This window comes from Mesorhizobium sp. WSM4847, from assembly GCF_055811335.1.
Genome location: NZ_JBVVPY010000004.1, coordinates 318,486 through 340,947 on the forward strand (window position 1 = coordinate 318,486; position 22,462 = coordinate 340,947).

The following is a 22,462-nucleotide window of genomic DNA, read 5'->3' on the forward strand; positions in this document are numbered from 1 at the left end:
GCCATAAGTTTCGGGAATGTAGCAAAAATGGCACATAAAACGGGCGCTCGCTGCGGTTGCGGCAAGCGCCTGCGCCTGTGATCAATGCTGTTCGCGGCGCTTTCCTTAAGCCTCGCGCAATCTTTGCAGTCTATTCTGCTTGTCGATTGGCGAGGGAACATGACGCGCAAGCCGCTACTGCTTTTTGCCTTCCCGGCTCTCATTCTTCTCATTCTGGCAGGGGAACGAGCAGCGACGTTCCTGCTCGGAACCTATCCGGCCAGCCCTGCCCTGTGGCGGATCTGGCTTGAGTTGCGCCCTTTGGCCACGATGTTCTGGCAGCAGGTCGACCTCTATCTCAGCGGTTCAATGGTCCTTGATGCCGCTATCCTGATCGCCGCATCGATCCTCTGCTGGATGGCTTGCCGGACGAGAAAGTCGGCCGCGTTCTTCCTTGCCAACCACGCCGCTCTGCTCTTCGCCGGGCTGATGATCGCTTCCAGCAGCCATTCTGAAACAGCGAGCACGATAGCGGCGTTCACCGCGCCCAGCGGCCATCCATTCTCGCTGGTGCTCGATTTCACATGGCAGAACAGTCTGGTGCTGGGTCTCGGCACTGCAGCCTGCGCCTACTGTCATTTTGCGTTTCTCAGCGAAGCGCGACAGCGTTCCGAAGCGCTCGCCGTACGCCTTATTGCTCTGCAGCGGGATCTCTAGGACCCCGGGGCACAGCCGTGCCAACTTCGTCATCCCAGGGCGGAGCAAGGAGCGAAGCGACGCGGCGCAGACCCTGGGATGACGAAGTTGAGGTGTTTGGGCTGATCGCAGACGTTGGGTTGGAGATTGGCGGCTGAAGGCCGGCCGACAGCGACCGTCGACAGTCCCTTTCAGGCTAAGAACCAAATCCTCTGTAGAGAGGAACTAGTTGATTTTCTTGTAATGGACCTTGCCGTCAGGCTGCACTATGCGCTGGTAGGAGGCGTTCGGGGGAGGGGGCGCCGCGGCGATCTTCCTTTTGAGCGGGCGCGGCACATCGACGATACTGGGTTCGGTCGCTTCTTCGAGATCGGTGGCTGCTTCCGCCATGGTGCTGGTCGTGATCACGGAAGGCTCCGCAATGCTCGACATGTCGTCGTCACTGTCCAGGGGCAGCTCCTGTTCAAGCCGGGCAATGCTGCCTTTGACTTCGTTGAAGCTACCCTGCAGTTGACTGTCCAGTTTTTCGAACCGGCTTTGAAAGCCGTTGTTGACCGTATCGAGCCGGGCTGCGATCCGTTGCTCGAAGGATCCGAGCTGTTCCAGCCGCCGTTCGACAAGGCGCAGATCGTTGATGCCGCGGTAGAAATAGACCGCGGCCGTTATGTTCACCGCCGTGATCAGCAAGGCGCCGGCGGCGACAACGCCGATCATCCTTGCATTGCTCGGTTTCCCCACTGCAGCTTGTTCTTCCGTGTGGGTTGCCGGCCCAATGTCGATTGCCGGCATATCCAGGTCGCTGATCATCGTCATTGGACCACCACCTTTGCGCCGACCGAGACGCGCTTGAAAAGATCGATCACATCAGTGTTGGTAAGACGGAAACATCCCGATGTTCCGTCGAAGCCGATGCCCTTGGGATCGTTGGTGCCGTGGATGCGGTAGAGCGTGTCGCGCCCGTCCCGCAGCAGATAGAGCGCCCTGGCGCCGAGCGGATTATAGGGACCGGCGGGCACCATTTCCGGCAGCTCCGGCTGGCGGGCGCGCATTTCCCTGGGCGGGCGCCATTCCGGCCATTCCGTTTTCGCCCCGACCTTGACGATGCCGGTCCAGCCAAAGCCGTCGCGTCCGACGCTAATCTGGTAGCGCAGCGCCTGGCCCTGCCGAGTGACCAGATAAAGCGCCTTCTCGTCCTTGCGGATGATGATCGTGCCGGCCCGTTCCGCGGTTTGGAGAGCAACCGCCTTGCGCAGGCTGGGACCCATTGCCGGCAGCGGCGGCGCGGATCGGGCATGCGCGAATTCCCAGGCCGGCATCCCCAAGGCCAGGCCGATGATGCAGGCGCCGGCAAGCCTCGGGACGATGCGGTATCTACCGTGCCGCGTCATCGAGCCGCTCTTTGAACATCCACTTCAGGTCCTTGTTGAAGCGCGCTCGCCCATCCACTTCGGAAGGCAGGATGGCCCGGTTCAGCGCGTCAGTCAGCAGCGCATTGTCCAGGCCGACCGACTTGATGTGCGGCGCCTTGAAGATCTTCTCGAGCTCGCTGCGCGAAAAGTGGTTGCCGAACCATTTGCGCTTATGCTTGTTGGCGACCAGCGTGATGCTCACCGAATTGCCGCGCAGTTCGCGGATCTTCGTGTAGAGCCGCTTGCCTTGCCGCAGCGAGGCGACGTTGAGCTCGAAGACGATGAAGATCTCGTCGCTCGTCGAAAGCACGGAATTCTGCCAGGGGGTTTCGATATTCGGCAGGTCGATGACGATGTCGTCGAACCGGTAGGCGACGAGGTCCAGCAGCCGGAAAACGAAATCGGCGCCCTGCGGCTCAAACGGCAGCTGCGGCCTCTCGAATGAATAGAGCGTCAGGCCGGACGGGCGCGAAAGCCTGATGACGTCCATCAGTTCGACGTCGAGCCTTTCCGGCTGGCCGATGATGCCGGCCAGGTCGAACTGGTTGAACAGGTTGAGATAGGCACCGCAATTGGCGCTCTGGAAATCGAGGTCGACGAGGCAGGTCGAAGCCGCCCTTTCGGTGGATTTCGACGCCAGGAATTCCGCCGCCGACAGAGCGAGCGTCGTGGCGCCGGCGCCGCCGCTGGCGCTGATAAAAGTGATGATGCGGCTCTTTGTGCCCTGGTTGCCGGTGTCGTGGAAAGTGACTGCGTTCAGCAGTTCCTTGGCGTCGAGCGGCTTGTGCAGCCAGTCCGAAGCGTTCATGCGAACCAGGATACGCGTCTTTTCGGAGGTCAATTCGTCGGAGACCGCGATCAGCGGCACGGTCGCCCACAAGCCGCGCGCCGCGACGATGCCGGGCTCGCCGAGCAACTCGCCATTGGCCAGGTCGAGGATGACGATGCCCGGGCGCGTCTCGGGGGGCGGACCATTGAGGAAGTCAGCCGTCTCGGAAATCCTGACATCGTAGATGGCCAGCGCGTCGAGCCGCGTCGCTACCTCGCGCTTGAATTGCGGATCCGACGAAAACAGCGCCACCTGCTTTCGTTTGGTCGGCAGAACCTTGGTATTGATGGCATTCATGGCCAGGTGCTCTTCATATCTTCGCCCGTGACCGTGCTCCGCATCGAGGGCATGGTGATGTTTCCGAATCCGAGCAGGCCGCCCAGAAAGAAGAACTGGAAAGGATGATTGGTGATGCTGACCGTGACGGTGGGCACAGCGCCTCCAGGGCGCGTCCAGTAGCCAAGACCCGTGGCCGTGTACTCGATCCTGACTTCCGACTTCACTAGGGTCGGAAGGAGGTCGTGCATGCCGGCGCGAGTGCTGCTGCCGTCATAAATGAAATCGAAAGAGGCCTGATCGGCATCGAGGTCCTGGCAAGTGCTGCCCGTTCCGCAGACGCATGACGCCACTCCGGCGGCTGTAGCGGTACAGATATAGTTGTACGTCCCGGCCGCTACGGCCTTGCCAACCAGAAGCGGATCGGCAGGTGTTTTCGCCTCCTTGGACAAGCCCTCGCTGGCGACGGGCGTGGAGATCTGAGCCAACCTGGCTCCCATCTGCACCGCCTTGTTGGCGGCATTCCACTGGTAAAAAGCGTGGCCGAAGTCGACGAAACCAAGCAGAAGCGTCAGCAGCAACGGCAGGGCGATGGCCAATTCGACCATTGTCGCTCCGGTCTGTTCGAAGCCAAATTTTCGCCAAGCCATCACCATCCGAAGACACGCTCCTGATGAGATACAGTTATGGTAAGGGCACCGAAGCCAAGGTAACCCCACAGCCCGACGTCAGTATAAGGTAATGAAGTGCTGACCTGAACCACATCCACCGTGCCGGTGCTGCTGAGATAAAGTTCATTCCCGCTGCCGTCGATTGCTGCGTAAGAGTTCTTACTTACCGTGACTTGGGATGTGCTCCATCCCGAAACTCTTGCGCTGCCGCCGGTAATCGCAGCATTCACCGCCAGGTTCTTTCCATAGGTCTCGCAATTGGCCCAGGTAGTGCCGTTGCAGCGCGCCATGTAGCGCGCTGCGTCCTTCACACCTGCTTCGAGAAGCAAGCGCGTGTTCAGGATGTTGGAGAATTCGAATACGCCGGCCGATAACAGCAAAACGAATGGTGCGGCGATCGCGACCTCCACCAAGGCGGCGCCATTCTCGTCGCCTTGGAACCGCCGGATGATGTGGCCGAACCTGGTCATGTCGGCCCTACCGATATAGTTGGGCTTCATTGCGCAGAAGCTTGTCGAGGGTGTTGTTGCCCTTCGGCCCCTCAACGTCCACCACTTCAAGTCTTATGGGCTTTTCGTGGGAGGTAGAGTCTTCATCGTCCTTGCTGCTATCCTGTTTTTCAACTGGATTTGTCAGGAATACGCTTACATAGGCGTCAGGTCGTAGTTCGGTGTGGCCATTGATTTTTGATTGATCAGCTTGGCAGTTTAAGATGGCCATGTTGAGCAGGCGGCGGTCAGGATCGGGCGTCGGCGCGGGGCCTTTGAAGCAGGCCGGGATGCCGGATTCCTTCGATGGTGCCGGCGACTCGTCGCCCACCATGTTATTGGAGATTTCGTACTTGTAGACGTCATACCGGGATGCCAGCATCGACGTTGATGTCGGATGGCTTGAACTAGGGATCGACGGATAAGCGGCACCATTATGGTTTAGGCTCCAGTAGTCAGAGCGATTCCAGGTGGAATCCGTCATCCCGGTTGAACTGTCGTAATTGTCGCCAGGCGGGAACCCCATCGCCGATCCATCTGTCGCAGCGGAAAACTTGTTGCAATTGCTGGTCTTGCTGGCGCCTTTACGCACGTTTGTGGCCGGGCGGTAGAGCGGGTTCTTATCCTCCTTTGTCAGGGAACTGCTATAGATGTCGAAGCGAACATTGAGGCCAGCATTGACTTGGCCCAAAGTGACGCCAGTCTTCGTTTCGAGTGCGTCCAGATTATAGCATGTGCCGGCTGTCCCGATTGCGAAGGCGTCCCGTAGAGACGTCAGGTTGTTGTCGAGCAACCCGAAATTGCCCGGGCCCGGGTTGGAGTCGACCTTCAGGATCCGAAATTCGCGGCTATAGGTAAGCCCTTCCGCAAAAGCCTGCTGGATCGATTTCCCGTCCCCCTCGAACGGGTTGCACATGAACATCGGCACGGTTTCGCAAATGGACTGAGTGAACCCGGCCACCGCCTGTGGCTGCAGGTCCATGGTGTCGTTGCTACCAATGAAGCTGGCAGGAAGGATCGTCGCGAATGCACCCGCACCATCCGATATGCCAGAGGGTTTCACCGTGACTTCGGCGAATGTCACGGCTTTGGGATCGGTGCTTGCCCAGTTCACGCCGTTAGAGTCGACGCCGGCGGGACTCAACGTTATGGTGTCGCTGGCAGGTATCCCGGTCAGGTACGTTATCGTCACGTCAGATGCGGCGAGCGTGTGATTGCCTGAGGTCGAAAATTTTGTGGCGTTGGTAAGGAGATTGGCGACTGCCCGATTGGCTCGGGTGATCGAATCCGATTTGCCGTCGAGTTCCGCCGCGGCGGCAAGCGCAAGCGCATCGACACCCTTCTGTAGATCGTTATGGAGGCCGTTGGCCCGGCTCATGTCGATGGCCAGCAGCGCAAAGCCGACGATTACCGGCAGCATGATGGCGACGAGGATCATCGCTATTCCCCGCTCATCGTGCCAGAACGCGCGAACAAACCGCAGCATGGACCTTACTCCCCTGACGCCAGTCGCCTTGCCTGGCGCTGAACCCGCACCCTTCTATTCAACCCCAGTATTGCCGACGTTGACCGTGATGGCCGGCGGCGGCGGTGGCGGTGGTGGAAATTTGTAGCTCTGGGCAACAGCGGCAGCGCGCGCGCCATCGCCTTCGATCGCCGTGTTCCTCGACGCCGGATTGAGCGGATCGACCGTCTGCAGCAACGAATTGTATTTCTGCGTGTCCCCGGCAGCCAGTGTCACCGTTTCGTAATTGTTCAGGTAGTCGGCGGCGCAGCCCGTCAGCGAGCCGGCGCACAAGAGGATGAGCAAGATCCTATTTCTTTTTGACATAGAGCATCTTGTCCTTGGATTTGAGGTCGAGCATGTGGCCGTAGGGACCGACCACGCCTTGGCCGAGTTCATATTTTCGCACCATGTCCTTGGTCACTTCCAACTGGCCCAGCAGGAACAGTTCCGGATCGTTGGCCGGCCGTGTCTTGTCGAACGGCGTCGCCAGCTGCTCGCCAGGCTTTACCGGTCGCACGATACGCGGCGTCACGATCACGACCAGTTCGGTCTCTTCCTTCTGATTGCTTGAATTCCGGAACAGCGTCCCGACGATCGGGACCTGGCCGAGCCACGGCACCTGCCTCTGGATCTTGGTGTTCTTGCTGGACAAAAGACCGCCGACCGCGAAGCTCTGGCCGTCGCGCAACTCGACGACGGTAGACAGCTTGCGGTTGGTGAAGATCGGGTCACCGGCGGTGGTGAAGCCGGTGAGGTCGCTGACTTCCGGAGCCAACCTGATGTTGATCTTGTCGTTGGCGAGCACGACCGGCGTGAACAGCAGATTGACGCCGAACTGCTTGTATTCGATGCTGATCTCGCCATCACCGTCGTCGACGCGGATAGGTACTTCGCCGCCGGCATTGAAGCTGGCAACCTCACCGGAAAGAGTGGTGAGGTTGGGTTCGGCAAGGGTGCGCACCACGCCCTTGGCCTCGAGCGCCTCGATGATCAGGTCGACCTTGATGTTGCTGTCGATGACGCGGGTGATCAGCGCCGCGAACGGGTTGGTGTTCGAAAGAAGGCCGGTAAGCAGACCGCCCGGCCCCAGCACCACATTGTCCTCATCGACGGCGGCAATCCCCGTCCCGGTGCGGGTCGTGCCGCTGCCATTGGTGCTCCTGATCGAGACGCCAAGATCACGGCCGGCATTGCGCTTGGCCTCCAGCACCCGCACTTCGAGATTTACTTGCTGGCTGTCGTCGACGGTCACTGCGTTTATGATCGCGTCGGGGCCATATTGCTGGGCGACCTCCATGATCGCCGCCAGCGTGGCGCCGTCCTTGACATGGCCGCCAAGCCTGACCTTGCCATTGATCGAGCCGATATCGATGCGCGCCGTGGGAGCGACCTGCCGGATCGCTTGCGCCATGTCGCTCACGTCGACGCCAACTTCGATCTGGATCACGCCAAGCGAGCGCTTGTCTTCTGAAAACAGGTTGACGGTGGTGGTGCCGGCGCTCTTGCCGATGACATAGAGCGTGCGGTCGGTCATTGGCTGGGCGTCGGCGATCTTCTCGTCGCCGACGACGATGTCGCCGAGAGTGGCGTTCACCTGGATTGTCACCGACTGCGACATGGGCAGGAAAATGCGGTGGACGCTGGGGTTCGATACATCGATCCTGCGGTCGGCCGCATGAGCAGCAAGGTCGATCGGCAGTAAAATGACCGAACAGGCCAGCGCGGCAGCCGCCAGTGGTCCCCGGAACATACGCATCTAGACTACCCCCTCTTGCCGAATCGTTCGGCAATACCCTAGCGTTATTTTTGTCGCGGCACGTCGTAGGATTCGAGCTTCACACCCCTAAAGACGCCGATCGTCGCACGCGCCGGCGGCTCCGGCTGCACATATTTGATGACTTCCTTAACCACTTCTTGCACCTGGGGTGCTGAGGCCACTGCCGGAACAGGTTTTGCGCTGCTCAACAGGTCGAGCCTGCTTCCCACCCGTTCCACGGCCTGGGTCAGCCCATTGATCTTGTCGTCTGCGCGCTTGCGCTCGGCTGCGGCCTCAGCCTCGGCTATTGCTTGCTTGGCGAGTTCGGCCTGTCTGGCGGCGACGTCGGCCGGCGTGTCGCCGGTCAGGTCGGAAAGCGTGACGCGTTCGGTCGTCTCGCCCTCGCTGGCGGCTGCCTGACGAAGCGCCAGGGACAGCTGGCCGGCACCGGCGGCCAGGGTAAGCTTCTGGGCGTCCCTGGTACTGGCCTCGAGCGTCACCGATTTCACCACAGTCGGGCTCTCCGTGCTCTCGTCGGCGACCTGGTCGACGGCGAGCACCTTCATGCTCTGCAACAACACGTCGACAAAACTTCTGTCCGCGCCGCCTTCGCCACGCGCCGTGCGCGTCAAAAGCACGTCGACCCGGTCGCCGGGAAAGACAAACCCGGCGACGCCGAGCACGTCGTTGACCCTGATGGAAACGGCTTTCATGCCTTCGCCGAGCACCGCCGACAGCGTGGCGCGCTGGCCGGGGCCGGTAATCTTGGTGGCGAGAACGGGCTCATTGGCGCCGATCGCCTGCAGCGCCTGCCTCGTGCCTTCGCCGGCCAGGGCCTCTTTAGTTGTCTTGAACGCGCCGGTTGGAACGGCACCCGCCGGCCATGCAATTTCGCGTAATTTGTCGGCCGATAGCGTATCGCCGAATTTCAATGGCACTGCCGCCACCACGACCGTGTCACGCTGGACACCGTTCGCCTCCGCCATGGCGCTACGTTGGCTGGCCAGCCAGACATTGATGAGAACCACCGCAAGCACGCCGAACACGCCGGCGAGAACGATCATGATGACAGTATTTGCGCGCATAGCCCCAAGCCCCAAGCCCCAAGCTTACATTACGGGAATTCGCCCGTCGCGATCGGATTCAGGCCCGGATCGAACGATCCGGGCCTGAGCGTGATCAGGCAATCAGGAACCGACACCAGTCACGGCATTACAGCCGCCGACAGTGGTGTCGTCGAGAGCATCGCACAAGCCTGTGAATCTGCCCGAGACCCAGCCGCCGATCGCAATGACCGTCATAACGACGGCGACCGCGATGATGCCGAGAAGGATGGAATATTCGACCATGGCAGCGCCGTTTTCGTCGTCGCGGAACTGCCGGGTCATCGTCATGAGCTTCTTCATGCCAATTTCTCCCTTTGGAGGTTTGAACCCGACGAGACGAGCCAAGGATGAAATCCATACCCAAGCATCCCCCGTCATCTCGATCTAAGTCCCGACGAAAATCAGAGTCAAACGGGATTAAGGGTTTCTTAACTTTCCTATACATGGCCGGGCAAGAATATTGCCGATCTCAAGTGGACCAAAACATTGATTCGGCTCGTTTTTCAACCTATCTTAACCATTCGTTCATAATTTGGCCGTGGGTGTGGCGGAAGTGGGGCAGCATTAGCGGTAGTGCATATTCCTTTATATCTAAAGGGTTTGCGTGGGTTCCATGGCGCCTTCGTGACAAAAAAAGCACTCGGCATCGAAAAGCTAGCCCTCATACTCCATTAGGACAGCGCCGCTCACCAAATAAACGTCGCGTTTTCTGATCCTTGATCTTAACTATGTCTGAAGTATTAAGTTGCATGGTGCGCGGCTGGCGCTTGTGCCATCTGTGGTTAACGCTTAGTTTCAGCGTGGGGATTAAACGGGGGAAGAAGCGTTATGTTGGGCCGATTCACCAAGGGGCCAAGCGAACCGCGGGTCGAGCCTAGGGTTGAGCCGATCGTGACCTCGCCAGTCGCGGCGCTTTCCCTTGCAGCCGACATCGAATCGGAAGGTGACGATTTCCTGACGCTCAAGGTCGAGCTTCACCGTCATCTGATCGACCGGTTCAATCTTGCCGCGCTTGAAACGGCATCGAAGGATGAGATCCTGAATGAAATCCGGCCAATCGTTCGCGAGTTCGTTCGTGCTCGCGCTGTACCGCTGAACGCACGTGAGCTCGACAGGCTGACCAGTGAGACAGCCGACGAGATGCTGGGCCTTGGGCCGATCGAGCCGCTGCTCAAGGACGACTCGATCACCGACATATTGATCAATACCCACAAGCGCGTCTTCATCGAGCGGCGCGGCATGATCGAGGAGACCGAGATCCGCTTTCGCGACGAGGCGCATCTGCTGCGCGTCATCAACAAGATCGTTTCTGCCATTGGCCGGCGCGTCGATGAATCGGCGCCGATGGTGGATGCGCGACTGGAAGACGGCTCGCGCGTCAACATCGCGGTACGGCCGATCTCGGTCGATGGGCCGCTGGTGTCGATCCGCAAATTCTCGAAGAATCCCTACTCGCTCGAACGACTGATGGTGTTTAATTCGATCCGCCAGCCGATGATCGACCTGCTGCGCATTGCCGTGCAGGCACGCAAGTCGATCCTGGTTTCGGGCGGCACCGGCAGCGGCAAGACCACCTTGCTCAACGCGCTGTCGAGCTACATCCCGGCCAGGGAGCGCCTGATCACCATCGAGGACGCGGCGGAACTGCAACTGCAGCAGCCGCATGTCGGCCGGCTGGAGACGCGTCCGCCCAATGTCGAGGGAAAAGGCGAGGTTCGTCAGCGCGAACTGCTCAAGAACGCTCTCCGCATGCGGCCCGACCGTATCATTGTCGGTGAGGTCCGCGGTGAAGAGGCCTTCGACATGCTGCAAGCCATGAACACCGGCCACGAAGGCTCGATGACAACCATCCATGCCAACACGCCACGTGACGCGATATCACGCCTCGAGCAGATGGTCGGCATGGCTGGCATGCCGATGACCCACGAGTCCATCCGGGCGCAGATTGCATCGGCCATTGATATCATCGTGCAGACACAGCGTCTTGCGGACGGCGGCAGGCGGGTCGTCTCCATATCGGAACTGACTGGGATGGAAGGCAATGTCGTCCAGCTCCAGGAAATCTACAACTTCGTCCGTCGCGAGGTGACGCCAGAAGGCAAGATCATTGGTGATTTTCGCGCCACCGGCGTCCGTCCACGCTTTGCCCCGGAGGCGGCAACCCTTGGTCATCACTTCGCCAAGGACGCGTTCAACCCGCAGGTTGCGCTCTGATGCCCACCGGTCAGACTTTGCTCTACTTCATTTATGTGCTCGCGGCGGCATCGGTTATTCTAGCCGGCGAGGCCATGTATCTTTCCTTTGCCAAAAGCCGGGCACGCATTGGCGCGATCAACCATCGGCTGAAACGGCTGTCCGACGACGTTCCAGCCGAACGGACCCTGCAAGGATTGCTGCGCGAACGCGGGCTGACGGACTCGGGCGACTTTCTCTTTGGCCTGATCGGGCTGAACAGGCTCTATACCCAGTCCGGCATTACCGGAAACCCGCTGACTTTCGCCGCGAAGTTCCTCCTGGCGGGTTTGGCGCTGGCGTCGCTTCTGTGGTTCCTTTTAGGCTTTTCGACCCTGGTGTCGCTTGTTGTTTTTCTGGTGGTTGGATTTGTGCTGCCGCTTCTCGTTCTCCGGCGAGCACGGAGCAGGCGAATTCAGAAATTCGCGAAACAACTCCCGGATGCGCTTGACATGATCGTTCGTTCATTGCGAGCCGGACACCCGGCTTCGGTGGCTGTTGGTCTCGTCGCCCGCGAAATGCCCGACCCACTCGGTACCGAATTCGGCATCGTGTCAGACGAGATCACCTTTGGTCTCAGCATGGAACAAGCGGTGCGGAAACTTTCGCAACGTGTCGGCTTTGAGGGCCTTCATCTGTTGTCGGTGTCGCTGTCGATCCAGGCCAAAACTGGCGGCAATTTGACCGGAATTCTGTCCAACCTTTCGTCAGTGCTGCGCGAAAGGCAAAAACTCAGGATGAAGATCAGGGCGCTTTCGGCCGAGGGCCGTGTATCGGCATGGATCATCTCGCTGTTCCCGATCGTGATCTTCCTGATACTCCAGCTTGTTGCCCCGGCCTACTACGGCACCGTCTGGGGCGATCCGATCATCCTTCCTGTGTTCCTGATTTTCGGGACATGGGCGCTGTTCGGTGACTTCATCATGTATCGAATGGTCAATTTCGACTTCTGACAGGGCGAGACATAATCTTGTTTTCGACTATTCAGGATCTCAGCGTTCTGGTCTCCATTGCCGTCTTCGTCGCGGCGGTGGCTCTGTTCCTGTTCGGCTCCCTCGTCCTTTTGCCGGCGCTGCAGACGCGAAAGCTGGTCGCGCAAAGCCTGATGGCCGAAGGTATTGCCGATCGGCGTTCGCTTGTTGGACAGGAACAGCTTGCCAGGATCGCAGCGCAGCGGCCGGTCGATGCCTATTTTCGATCGATAGAGAAGGAACGGGACCAGCCCAGCGCCTTGGACGCGAAGCTCTTCCGCGCCGGCTTTTATCAATCGAGCGCTCCGCTCATTTACACGTTGTCGCGGCTGGCTGCGGTCTGTGTCGGCTTTCTGGCCGCCTATGCGCTTTTGTCCCGGGTGCTCCCACCGCAACTCCCCAGTTTGGTAGCCTTGATCGGTTCCGCCTTGTTCGGGCTCGCCTGCCTCGTGGTTCCAAGCGTCATGCTCGATCGCTTCGAGAAAGGGCAAAAGCAGGTCTACCGCCGCGGTTTTCCCGATTTCATGGACATGATGATAACCTGTGCCGACGCCGGTATGAGCCTGGAGGCTGCGGTCGAGCGCGTAAGCCAGGAACTGGCCGGCACCCACAAATGGCTAGGCATTCAACTGTCGATCATGACGCTGCAATTGCGGGCCGGCAAGCCGTTGCGGGAAGCACTGCGCGAACTCGCTGACCGCGTCGGACTTGACGAGGCGCGAGCTTTGGCAGTGCTGTTTCGGCAATCGGAAGAACTCGGCACCAGCCTGACCGAGGCTTTACGCGTCTATAGCGACGAAATGCGCAGCCAGAGAATTCTGAGTGCCGAGGAGCGTGCCAATTCGCTGCCGGTCAAAATGATGATTCCGTTGGGACTGTGCATCTTCCCGGTGGTGATGATGATCATCATGTTGCCGGTGATCATTCGAATGAGGGGTGTTTTCTTCTAGGCACGTCTGTGCTTTGGTCGAAATACAGAGTCGGGGAACTCTTTGAGGGACAAAATGACAGGGCCAATGCGCCTCGCGGCCGTAGCCGGTTTGCTGCTTATCGTGCTTTCCGGCTGTCAGACGGCTGATACCAGCGGCGTCGTCCGTACCAACGAGCCCTCGAAAGGTGATGTGACAGCCTTTGGCGATGCCTTCGACGGGCTGAAGACGGTCAGCGACGTCGAATATTATGCCTCGGACCAGGCTGTTGCCGAAGCCAAGAACCAGTTCCGCGCAGAAAACTACGGCAATGCCGGCGCCCTGTTCTACAAGGCGACGCAACTGGCGCCCAATGATGGCGTTGCCTGGATGGGCCTGGCCGCCTCCAGCGATCGGATTCGCCGCTTCGACCTCTCCGACCACGCCTATCGCCAGGCGTTCCGGCTGGTCGGCGGGACGCCCGAATATTACAACAATGTCGGCTATTCCAATCTATTGCGCGGCAAGCTGCAGGACGCGCGCAGCAGTTTCCTCAAGGCCTATGAGCTGGCGCCCAACGATCCGACCGTGGCCAACAATCTGAAGCTGCTGTCGTCCAGCGTGAAGAATCTCGAGCGGTAAGGCGACGACATGTTGCTTGCCGCATCGCTGCTGCTGAAGGGGCTAGCCATTCCTTTGCTGGCAAGGATCGCCTGGCTCGACTTCACCACCCAGAAGATATCCAACCAGAATGTGCTGCTGCTGCTTTGCCTGGGTTTGGGCTCGCTGCAGCTCCTATCGGTGCAATCCGGGTCGTGGTGGGACATGAGCCTGAGCGCGCTCGCCGGTCTTTTGCTGTTTGTTGCGCTGTTTCCGTTCTGGGCCCTGCGCAAGGTCGGGGCCGGCGATGTCAAGCTGATGGCGGTGGTGCCGTTACTGATCGGCGGCAGCGGCCTCGTCGTATTTTCCGTCCTGCTGCTGGTTTTCGCCCTCGCCACGGCGTTGATCGTGAAAAATCCGTTCATGCTGCCCGCGGGCGCCTTCCGCCTGTACGTTCAGCACCTGGACCGCAAGGGCGTTGTGCCGTTTGGCGTGCCAATCTCGCTCGCAGCGATCTGCACGATAGCGTTTCAGATCTACGTCACCTTGATGCCCCATCCTGGTCCGGCGATCTGACCAGACAGGAATTGCCGCAACTGCTTGGCTGTACATCTCGGGCGTCTATGTTCCCAAGCGGCTCGCGTCAGACGCCAGTGTTGAGGTCGATGAGCAGTAGGTTCCGTTCAATGACGCCCAAAGACCGTCTCACGTTAACCGCTAGGGAACGACGGTCTTGTTAAATGAGTTTTCCCAAGGGGCATAAATATGGCACCCCGCGCAGCTCTGAGGCGCGCAGATCAGTGAAGATGGCCGCCAGCAGGACAGGCCTCCAGCGCCCAATAAGTGCGCCGACAAGCGCCTTTATCTCCTCGCGCGCCGGGTTGCGCTAACTGCTTATACCAAATCAAAGAAGGGGCTATGAGTCGCTATTGGTGATCTCTGGTATAAGTGTCTGCTATGAAGGTAATCATGGACAACCGTTACCCGCCAGACTCGGACTTCGTCTGATGGCGGCAAACGAATTCGGGCCGAGACCTGCGATGCCTTCAGGGCTTGTGTGGCGGCGCCGATCAATCGCGCCGGAATGTCCGTGATGGATCGGAGCAGGCGCAATGTGCTGATCGGTGCGTCTATCTTCGGAGCCCTGAGCCTTGCGGGGCTGCTTCCTACCATGTGCGCAATGCGGCAAATCAGGACAAAATCCCCCATGGCCGAAACCAGCCGTCCCAAACGGCCGCCGGGACAGGCGAAGCCGTTGCTGGAGGAAGATATCGCGCCGGTGCTTGCGCGCCTTGATGCCTGGTATGCTGCTCATCTGCCGCCAGACAAATATGTGTTCAATCCGCCGGCCACGGACGCGCAACTGGATGCGTTCGAGCGCCTGATCGGCCTCAAGATGCCGCGCGCCTATCGCGACCTATACCGATGGCACGACGGCGAAAACGACGACAGTCGGGGCCATATCTATGGGCATCCGCTGCTGCCGCTGCATCAGGCAGGGGCGCAATGGAAAGCCTGGGTCGATGTGCTCGCCGATTTCGGCGGCAATCGCTATGAAATTCCCGGAGGGGCGTGGCCTGAACACGCGGTTGACCCGGCCTATATCAATCCGCGCTGGATACCGCTGACCCATGATGGCTCAGGCAATCATATCGGTCTCGATTTCGATCCGTGGCCCAGCGGTCGCGTCGGCCAGGTCATCCTCTTTGGGCGCGACCAAGACCTGAAAGCGGTGCTTGCGGAAACCCTTGGCAAGTTCCTCGAGTGGATCGCCGGCCTGCTGGAAAGCGGCAATTTCAGATTGGAAGCGGCGGAAGAGCCAGTGCTGCGCCGGTTCCGATTGAAAGCCCCCCCATCAAACGACTTCCACGAAGGCGCACGAAGCCTTCTGGGCGCACCTGGCCCCTTCCTATGACGGCACGTATTTCGGTGACGCACTGCGAAGCGGGATAGGCATGGCGCGTCACCGATCGAAGCGACTTCATCACAACGAAGGGCGACAATCGCAATTGAGTCAGGGCATGAAGGCGTACCGGCGCGAAAAAGGCTCGGCAAGAGGAAAGGCGGAATCGGATCCGAACTGGCCTTTGGTCGCGCAAATCCGCCCGGAAACTACGGGAAGCGTCCGAGAAGAAATTTCTTGCGGGACCGAACAGATGTGTTGGCTGGAAAATAGGAAAATCAATCGCTCCGCGAAGGTGATGGCTGAGGCTGAGCGCGCCGAACGCGCCGCGAAGACAGCAAGATTGAGGTCGCTTCGTATGGCCACTCAGAGTGACCTAAGGTTTTCGTTCCCTGAGGAATTGGATTGTTCTCTGCTTATCGCGGCACTGACTCAAGGCGAACCACCGGCTGATCGGGACCGCCAAATTCCGGGGGGTGTGAGCGAACAGGCTCCCGCCGCCAGATTTTTTTTGACGTTCTGATTACCAAATTCTGGCGCAATGGTAGCGATCCCGGATCAAATCTCGCTGTGAGTTCAACGGGCTGCCTCGATGACAGTTTGCGAACTGATGCCTATCCAAAGCGGCGAGAGCCGATGGTTAGTTGCTGGAGCGCTGTCTCGCCTGACCTACAACGCGTCGGTATCCGGCATTTTAAAATTCGAGCGCTTATCGGCATCGGCGCAACCCGGGCCGCGGCCCGACGCTCACCGAAATGCTCGCCATCCCGGCCCGGATCAGCCTTCGCTCGGCACCGGCGTGTTGAGCAGCTGCTGCTCCCACAGGTACGCCATGCCGCTGCCGGCCATGTGATCCTTGAGGAGCTCGATCAATGCAGGCAGGGTCTCGGCCCTCGTGTAGTCGCGCTGCCATTCGCACGCGAGCGCCATCCACGTTATCATGTTGCAGCCGGCCGCGATCATGCGCTGGATCGCCACCTCATGGGCTTCAGCCGACACGCCGCCGCAGGCGTCCGTGATGACCGTGACGTCCCATCCTTCGCCGGCAGCCTGAATCGCCGGCATCGCGACGCAGATCTCCGTGAACAGACCGGCGATGATCAACTGCTTGCGGCCGGTCTTCTTGACCGCGTCGACGACCTTCTGGTCTTCCCAGGTGTTGATAAGCATCCGGTCGATCACCTCCTGGCCGGGGAAGACGTCGGTGATCTGCGGAAAGATGAGCCCGCCTCGGTCAGCGAGCACGCTCGTGAGGATGGTCGGTACGCTAAATGCCTTGGCGGCCTTCGCCAGACCCGTAGCATTGTTGACCGCCATATGCGGGTCGTGGCTGTTCAGGTTCGTGAGCTGGTAAGGCTGGTGGTCGATCAGAACGAGGACCGAGTCTTCGGGACGAAGAAGCGAATCAAGGCCGTTACGGGGGGTCATCAAGACTTCCTTTCTCTGCCGTTGTGGACGGCAATGGGTTCACGGGGAAACATGCGCCGGCGGGCGACGTTGCCTTGCCGCAATTTGCTGTTCCTTTGGGTGATGGGGTAGTGCCATAGTCAGGCAAGCTGTGTCGCGAAACGAGGAACGCCGAATTGGACATCGAAGATCTACAGACATTCGTTGCAGTGGCCGATGCAGGGGGCGTATCGGCCGCCGCGCGCCGGCTCGGCGTCTCCAAGTCAATCGTCAGTCGGCGGCTCTTTCGGGTTGAAGCGGAGCTTGGCGTCCAGCTTCTTGCCCGCACGACCCGCGGCGCCGCGCTTACGGAAGCGGGGATCACCTTCAGGGATCATGCGGCCCGAGCCAGCGCCGAGATCGACACTGCCAGGGAAACCATCCTCCCAGCCGGTGAGCTGCGCGGCCGCCTGCGGGTTGCCATGCCACTTACTTTCGGCCCGACCCACTTCGCCCCCGTGCTTGCGGAAATGGCGCAACACCACCCGCAGCTCCACATCCATACCTCCTACAGCGATCGCTTCGTCGATCTCATCGCAGAGGGTTTCGACTGCGCGATCCGGGTCGGGTACCTTCAGGACTCCAACCTGATCGCGAAGCGCATCGGACCGATCTATGGAAAGCTCGTCGCAAGCCCGGATTATATCAGAGCAAACGGTTCACCTCAGACGCCGGATGAGCTCGTCACCCATCAGGCCCTCATGCAAGGGACAGAAGCCTGGCAGTTCATGGATGGCGACAAGATCGTCACGGTTCAGCCGCAGGGCAGATTCAAGGCGGATAACGCTACGGCGCTTGCCGCCGCCGCAGTGGCAGGGCTCGGCATCGCTTGGCTCCCTGATTGCATCACGTATGACCATGTGACCTCCGGAGCGCTCGTTCCGATTATGACACGCTATCCGCCACCTTCGGCAGGCGCCTATGTCGTCCGACCGCCGGGTAAGCACCCGACACGGAAAGTCCGGGTGCTCACCGAGATGCTGATCGAGTACTTCGCACGAAATCCGGACGTTTGGGGTCTCGACCGTTAAAACACGAACGGGCGAAGCCTTATTAGAGAATTGCGTTCGACGGTCGCTCTGCTGCGAGCCGCTGAGCTCGACGACATTGCCCGCACGTTCCACTTGCTGCGACACAGCTTGACGTATCACAGGACTAGTTGGGCAGACGGTCGCTCGCCAGTTTAGGCATTCGTCGGGCCGAAAGCGCTCTTCCCGCTCGCACGGTCCGGATTGATCGCAATCGGGCGTTCGCATCGGCAAGGGCGAGGCCTCCCGAAAACCCAAGAGAGGATGAGGCGCATGAGTTGGAACCCGGCAATCGAACCGGGCTGTCCCGATGAGGTTGGCCTCGACGCGATCGAAACGCTCATCGTCCCGCGCGCTCGAGACCTGGGCGGCTTCGAGGTTCGGCGCGCTCTGCCCGCACCCAAGCGGCAGATGGTCGGACCGTTCATCCTCTTCGATCAGGCCGGCCCGGCCGAACTGCTGACCGGGCAAGGCGTCGACGTCCGGCCGTATCCGCATATCGGTCTTGGCACTGTCACGTACCTCTTTCGCGGCGACTTCCATCACCGGGACAGCACCGGGGCAGACCAGATCATCCATTCCGGCGAATTGAACTGGATGGTCGCCGGGCGCGGCGTGACCCATTCAGAGCGCACTTCCTCGGCCGCCCGGAGCGGTCCGAACAGCCTGTTCGGAATACAGACCTGGGTCGCGCTGCCCGACAGCCACGAGGACATGGCGCCCATGTTCGAGCATTATGGCCAGGAGGCGCTGCCGGCGATCGTGGATCGCGGCGTCTCGGTCCGGCTGATCCTCGGGGAGGCCTATGGTGAGAAGGCCCCCGCGACAATGTACTCGGAGACGTTCTATGCCGACGTGAAGCTCGACGCCGGAAGCCGGTTGCCGATGCCGGACGATCACGAAGACAGGGGAATCTACATCGCCGAAGGTTCGATCTCGATCGCCGGCCAGGTTTTCGAGGCAGGTCGGATGATGGTCTTCCGTCCCGGCGACAGGATCACGGTCGCGGCCGGCGGCCAAGGTGCACGGTTGATGATTCTCGGCGGCGCAACGCTCAGCGGACCGCGCTATATCTGGTGGAACTTCGTCGCCTCCTCGAAGGACCGCATCGAAGAAGCGAAGGCCGAATGGCGCGCCGAGGACTGGGGCAAGGGACGTTTCGATCTCCCGATCGATGACCGAGATGAGTACATTCCCCTACCGGACTGACCGGTGCTAAGACTGACCGGTGCTAAGACTGGCCGGCGCCAGGAAGGAGGTCGCCTGGGCACGGACCCGGGCGGTTCAGACGAGATGACGCGTCGCATGCCGGGTGTGTTCTGAATGGAGAAAGCAGAATGAGCAACAAGTGGCCCCACCTGGACTACCTCGGCTGGCGCGAGACGTGTTCGGCCCTGCATCTCTATTTGCAGATCGCCGGGAAATATCGCCTTGCTCATACCCCGTGGCTCAACCATTCCTGGAACGCGACCTTCTATGTCACACCGCTCGGCCTGACCTCCTCGCCGATCCCCGACGGCCCAGGCATTGAGATCCTCTTCGATCTTCGGGACCATATGGTTGTCGGCACATGCGGCAATGGTCGCAAGGCATCGTTTGCGCTCTGGCCATCCACAGTCGCGGCGTTCCACGCCAATTTCGTGCAGTTGATTTCCGAACTTGGAGGCACGCCGACCTTTAACGGCAATCCGAACGAGGTGCCCCACCCCGTGCCGTTCACCGAAGATCATCGCGACCGGCCCTATGACCGGGAAGCCGTTCAGCGCTTCCATCACGCATCGGTGGCGGTCGACAGGATATTCAATCGGTTCCGGACCTCCTTTCTTGGCAAGGCCAGTCCGGTTCACCTGTTCTGGGGCAGTTTTGACCTGGCCGTCACCCGCTTTTCAGGGCGGCGCGCGCCTCTCCATCCCGGCGGCATTCCTTCATTGCCCAACGATGTGGCACAGGAAGCCTACGACCGCGAGGTCTCCTCAGCAGGTTTCTGGCCCGGCGGTGGCGGCATCGATTACCCCGCCTTCTACGCCTACGCCTATCCGGCGCCGAGTGGCTTCCGGGGCGCGTCGGTCCGGCCCGAGGGCGCGTTCTGGCATGAGGGCCTATCGGAATTCATCCTGCCGTACGATGCCGTTCGGTCGGCTGCAAATCCCGACGCGGCGCTTATGGAGTTTCTTGTCTCGACCTACGACGCTGCGGCCGATCTCGGAAGATGGGACCGCGACCTGCTGGACTGCATGCCGGGGCGGCGGGGTGAGGTGCGGCCGCATGATGCCGAGCAGCCGGATCCTGCCTCTCCCTTGACCGTCGAAAAGGTCGAGCGGGAGGATACCGCATCGAAGGGACGCTACCGGATGCTCGTCGACGGCGTCGAAGCTGAGATGACCTATAGCCGGGCCGGCGAAGGGTTGATCATCATCGACCATACCGAAGTTCCAGCGGCGTTGCGCGGCCGCAAGGTCGGCGAGCGACTGGTACGCCAGGCGGTCGAGGATGCCCGGCGCGAAGGGGTCGCCATCATTCCGCTTTGTCCGTTCGCAAAAGCGCAGATCGACCGTCATGTCGAATGGCAGGACGTGCTGCGTCGGTCATAGGCTGCGCGTAACTCCCTCCGCCCCGCCGACGCACCGGCTCCTGCCACCGTAAGCGGCGGACGTAGTTCCGGCGGCGACTGGCGGCAATTTCGGTGTTGGCGTCGTGGAATGGCAAAAATTGGCGCGCCGAAGAGAATGAAACCGGCACCGCTATATGATTGAAGTCGCTCTGTAAAAAACTTTCAGGCGGATTCAGGGGCCTTCGCCTTTGCGAGGTCCTGCAGGAACTCTTCCATCAGCGGCCTGTCACCGAACCGGCGGTAAGTGCGCTCTGCTTCCAGCGAGAATGCCGGATGCGCCTCGACCAGCTTTGCCATCGTCTGCTGGGCTGCCTCGACCTCGCCGCCCCCGCTCTGCAAAGCGGCCTGAATCAGAAGGCAGTTTGCATCGCGCGGCGCCCGGATCAGGCATTCTTCTATGACGGAGGAAGCCTCATCGCGGCGGTCAGCCGCGTAGAGCGCCTGCCCGTGCACATAGGCGTAGTACTCGGGCGCCATAGGATGAAGGCGGCGGGCCCGCTCTGCGTTGGCGACGGCATCATCATATTGCCCGAAGCGAACCTGCGCCTTTGCAAGCGCCATCATGCTGTCGGGATCGTTAGGGTTGAGCTCGACAGCGCGCCGCGCGGCCTGCAAGCCGCCTGAATAGTCGCCCTGCAGGGCAAGCCCGAAGCTGATGACCTGATAGCCAAGGCCAAGATTGGGGTCGAGACGGACCGCCTGCCGAGCTTCGCTAAGCCCAAGATGGAGTTCCGGTGCGTTTTCCCGGCCGTCACCGCTCTGCGCCACGCTGGCGATAAAGGTCAGCGCGAGGCCTGCGCGGGCGGCCGCATAGGACGGGTCCATTTCAAGGGCGCGCTGGTAGAGGCCCCGCGCCTCCAGAATGTCCTGCGGGTCATCGCCGCCGTGCCGGTAGCGGTTGCGGGCCTGCAGCACGAGGTCATAGGCCTGCAGATTGTCGGTCGGGCGTTCCGCTGCCGCCGCCGCCTCGCTCCTGCCGATATAGGGCGCGATCTGCGCGACGATTTCAGTGGTCAGCTCGCTCTGGACGGTGAACACGTCGGCGACCTGCCGGTCAAAACTGCGCGACCACAGATGCGCGCCTGTCTTTACATCGATCAGCTGCGCCGACACGCGAAGCTGATCGCCTTCACGGCGGGCGCTGCCTTCAACCACATAATCAACGCCGAGCTTCGCCCCGAGCTTGCGCACGTCGGTACCCTGCCCGTGCACGGCGTAGGTGGAATCGCGCGCGATTACCTGTAGCTCTGAATTGCGGGCAAGGGCTGTCGTCACATCCTCGGCCAGTCCGTCGGCGAAATACGATTGCTCGCCGCTGCCGCTCATCGCGGCAAAAGGCATGACCGCCACTGACGGCCGGGGGTCGGCGCGGCCCTGGTCCATCGACAAGACAGCCGGGATGCGGCTGACCATGGCTGCCAGGGGGAGCGGCTGGATTTGGGTGCCGATGAGGATGAGGGCTATGGCGGCCGCGCCATAAGACCAGCGTGCGGCGGTGCCGCGCAGCACCTGCGGCAGCTGCCGCCATGGCGACCAGGCAGAGCCCACGCGCCTTACGCGGTAGACGTTGAGAAGTTCGGGAATGTTCTTGGCCCGCCTGCGGCCGATGCGGACGAACCTGTCAGCGCTGTTGCGGTCGGCCGCCATCACCACGGCGCCGCTGACGAATATCTGCCCCGGATCGCACATGGCCTCAAGCCGGGCGGCCACATTGACGCCGTCGCCGTATACGTCGCCGTCATCTTCGATGACATCGCCAAGATTGATGCCGATGCGCAGCTCGAACGGGCCCTTGTCGAAGCCTTCCTGTATGGCCAGCGCCGCATCAACTGCTTCGTTGACGCTTGGAAACATGGCGAGAAAGCCGTCTCCCGCCGTCTTTACGATGCGCCCGCCATGGCGGGCAGTGGTCGGGTCAATGAGCTCATCAAAAACAGCGCGCAGCTTCGTGTAGGTGGAAGCCTCGTTTTCAGCCATCAGCAGGCTGTAGCCGACGATATCGGCGGCCATGATTGCCGCGAGCTTGCGTTCCATCAGCATTATTCC

At 60.6% G+C, this 22,462-nt stretch carries 22 protein-coding genes; 10 read left to right on the forward strand and 12 right to left on the reverse strand.

Annotation, left to right across the window (positions count from 1 at the left end):
* Positions 1 to 84 precede the first annotated feature (84 nt).
* On the forward strand, positions 85 to 696 hold the full coding sequence (locus AC0L28_RS07900; protein ID WP_287347563.1) for a hypothetical protein: 612 nt from the start codon (positions 85 to 87) through the stop codon (positions 694 to 696).
* A gap of 204 nt (positions 697 to 900) precedes the next feature.
* Here AC0L28_RS07900 and AC0L28_RS07905 read toward each other — a convergent pair whose 3' ends face one another.
* The 10 genes from AC0L28_RS07905 to AC0L28_RS07950 all read right to left on the reverse strand — a co-directional run bounded on the left by AC0L28_RS07905 (position 901) and on the right by AC0L28_RS07950 (position 9,017).
* Positions 901 to 1,488: a hypothetical protein gene (locus tag AC0L28_RS07905; RefSeq protein WP_473476606.1), complete on the reverse strand. Its 588-nt coding sequence runs from the start codon at positions 1,486 to 1,488 to the stop codon at positions 901 to 903.
* The gene (locus tag AC0L28_RS07910; RefSeq protein WP_027152095.1) at positions 1,485 to 2,063 is read right to left on the reverse strand and encodes a L,D-transpeptidase; all 579 of its coding nucleotides are present in this window, start codon (positions 2,061 to 2,063) and stop codon (positions 1,485 to 1,487) included. The genes AC0L28_RS07905 and AC0L28_RS07910 overlap by 4 nt, the downstream gene beginning before the upstream one ends.
* Positions 2,047 to 3,210 (reverse strand): CpaE/TadZ family protein, encoded by a 1,164-nt coding sequence (locus tag AC0L28_RS07915; RefSeq protein WP_473476609.1) that lies wholly within the window; start codon positions 3,208 to 3,210, stop codon positions 2,047 to 2,049. The genes AC0L28_RS07910 and AC0L28_RS07915 overlap by 17 nt, the downstream gene beginning before the upstream one ends.
* Positions 3,207 to 3,797, reverse strand: coding sequence for a TadE/TadG family type IV pilus assembly protein (locus AC0L28_RS07920; RefSeq protein ID WP_473476612.1), 591 nt, complete (start codon positions 3,795 to 3,797; stop codon positions 3,207 to 3,209). Before AC0L28_RS07920 ends, AC0L28_RS07915 begins: the two co-directional genes overlap by 4 nt.
* Positions 3,798 to 3,838: 41 nt before the next feature.
* Positions 3,839 to 4,330, reverse strand: coding sequence for a TadE/TadG family type IV pilus assembly protein (locus AC0L28_RS07925; RefSeq protein WP_027152098.1), 492 nt, complete (start codon positions 4,328 to 4,330; stop codon positions 3,839 to 3,841).
* Between the two features lie 7 nt (positions 4,331 to 4,337).
* Positions 4,338 to 5,834: a TadE/TadG family type IV pilus assembly protein gene (locus tag AC0L28_RS07930; protein WP_027152099.1), complete on the reverse strand. Its 1,497-nt coding sequence runs from the start codon at positions 5,832 to 5,834 to the stop codon at positions 4,338 to 4,340.
* Positions 5,835 to 5,888: 54 nt separating this feature from the next.
* The gene (locus tag AC0L28_RS07935; RefSeq protein WP_027152100.1) at positions 5,889 to 6,158 is read right to left on the reverse strand and encodes a hypothetical protein; all 270 of its coding nucleotides are present in this window, start codon (positions 6,156 to 6,158) and stop codon (positions 5,889 to 5,891) included.
* Positions 6,159 to 6,162: 4 nt separating this feature from the next.
* The gene (locus AC0L28_RS07940; RefSeq protein WP_027152101.1) at positions 6,163 to 7,611 is read right to left on the reverse strand and encodes a type II and III secretion system protein family protein; all 1,449 of its coding nucleotides are present in this window, start codon (positions 7,609 to 7,611) and stop codon (positions 6,163 to 6,165) included.
* 44 nt (positions 7,612 to 7,655) lie between these two features.
* Entirely contained in the window at positions 7,656 to 8,696 is a 1,041-nt protein-coding gene (gene cpaB, locus AC0L28_RS07945) for a Flp pilus assembly protein CpaB (RefSeq protein ID WP_027152102.1), read from the reverse strand.
* Positions 8,697 to 8,798: 102 nt separating this feature from the next.
* On the reverse strand, positions 8,799 to 9,017 hold the full coding sequence (locus AC0L28_RS07950; RefSeq protein WP_027152103.1) for a Flp family type IVb pilin: 219 nt from the start codon (positions 9,015 to 9,017) through the stop codon (positions 8,799 to 8,801).
* A 528-nt stretch (positions 9,018 to 9,545) separates the two neighbouring features.
* Here AC0L28_RS07950 and AC0L28_RS07955 point away from each other — a divergent pair.
* From AC0L28_RS07955 to AC0L28_RS07980, 6 genes are all read left to right on the forward strand, one after another.
* Entirely contained in the window at positions 9,546 to 10,931 is a 1,386-nt protein-coding gene (locus tag AC0L28_RS07955) for a CpaF family protein (RefSeq protein WP_473476616.1), read from the forward strand.
* Complete coding sequence (locus AC0L28_RS07960) at positions 10,931 to 11,902, forward strand: type II secretion system F family protein (protein WP_027152105.1); 972 nt, start codon at positions 10,931 to 10,933, stop codon at positions 11,900 to 11,902. The genes AC0L28_RS07955 and AC0L28_RS07960 overlap by 1 nt, the downstream gene beginning before the upstream one ends.
* Before the next feature lie 17 nt (positions 11,903 to 11,919).
* The gene (locus tag AC0L28_RS07965) at positions 11,920 to 12,870 is read left to right on the forward strand and encodes a type II secretion system F family protein (protein WP_027152106.1); all 951 of its coding nucleotides are present in this window, start codon (positions 11,920 to 11,922) and stop codon (positions 12,868 to 12,870) included.
* 54 nt (positions 12,871 to 12,924) lie between these two features.
* On the forward strand, positions 12,925 to 13,470 hold the full coding sequence (locus AC0L28_RS07970; protein ID WP_036261694.1) for a tetratricopeptide repeat protein: 546 nt from the start codon (positions 12,925 to 12,927) through the stop codon (positions 13,468 to 13,470).
* Positions 13,471 to 13,479: 9 nt separating this feature from the next.
* Positions 13,480 to 14,004 (forward strand): prepilin peptidase, encoded by a 525-nt coding sequence (locus tag AC0L28_RS07975; protein ID WP_027152108.1) that lies wholly within the window; start codon positions 13,480 to 13,482, stop codon positions 14,002 to 14,004.
* 538 nt (positions 14,005 to 14,542) lie between these two features.
* Positions 14,543 to 15,343, forward strand: coding sequence for an SMI1/KNR4 family protein (locus AC0L28_RS07980; RefSeq protein ID WP_198032607.1), 801 nt, complete (start codon positions 14,543 to 14,545; stop codon positions 15,341 to 15,343).
* A gap of 765 nt (positions 15,344 to 16,108) precedes the next feature.
* Here AC0L28_RS07980 and AC0L28_RS07985 read toward each other — a convergent pair.
* A complete protein-coding gene (locus AC0L28_RS07985) occupies positions 16,109 to 16,759 on the reverse strand; it encodes a hydrolase (protein WP_027152110.1) in 651 nt (216 codons plus the stop codon).
* Between the two features lie 155 nt (positions 16,760 to 16,914).
* On the opposite strand from AC0L28_RS07985, the gene AC0L28_RS07990 reads away from it, so the two are divergent.
* The 3 genes from AC0L28_RS07990 (at position 16,915) to AC0L28_RS08000 (ending at position 20,396) form a co-directional block, all read left to right on the forward strand.
* The gene (locus AC0L28_RS07990; protein ID WP_473476620.1) at positions 16,915 to 17,808 is read left to right on the forward strand and encodes a LysR family transcriptional regulator; all 894 of its coding nucleotides are present in this window, start codon (positions 16,915 to 16,917) and stop codon (positions 17,806 to 17,808) included.
* 270 nt (positions 17,809 to 18,078) lie between these two features.
* Positions 18,079 to 19,014 (forward strand): pirin family protein, encoded by a 936-nt coding sequence (locus tag AC0L28_RS07995; protein WP_473476623.1) that lies wholly within the window; start codon positions 18,079 to 18,081, stop codon positions 19,012 to 19,014.
* 128 nt (positions 19,015 to 19,142) lie between these two features.
* Complete coding sequence (locus tag AC0L28_RS08000; RefSeq protein ID WP_027152113.1) at positions 19,143 to 20,396, forward strand: DUF5996 family protein; 1,254 nt, start codon at positions 19,143 to 19,145, stop codon at positions 20,394 to 20,396.
* A gap of 182 nt (positions 20,397 to 20,578) precedes the next feature.
* Here the strand turns inward: AC0L28_RS08000 and AC0L28_RS08005 are convergent, their stop codons facing one another.
* On the reverse strand, positions 20,579 to 22,450 hold the full coding sequence (locus tag AC0L28_RS08005) for an adenylate/guanylate cyclase domain-containing protein (protein WP_027152114.1): 1,872 nt from the start codon (positions 22,448 to 22,450) through the stop codon (positions 20,579 to 20,581).
* Positions 22,451 to 22,462 lie beyond the last annotated feature (12 nt).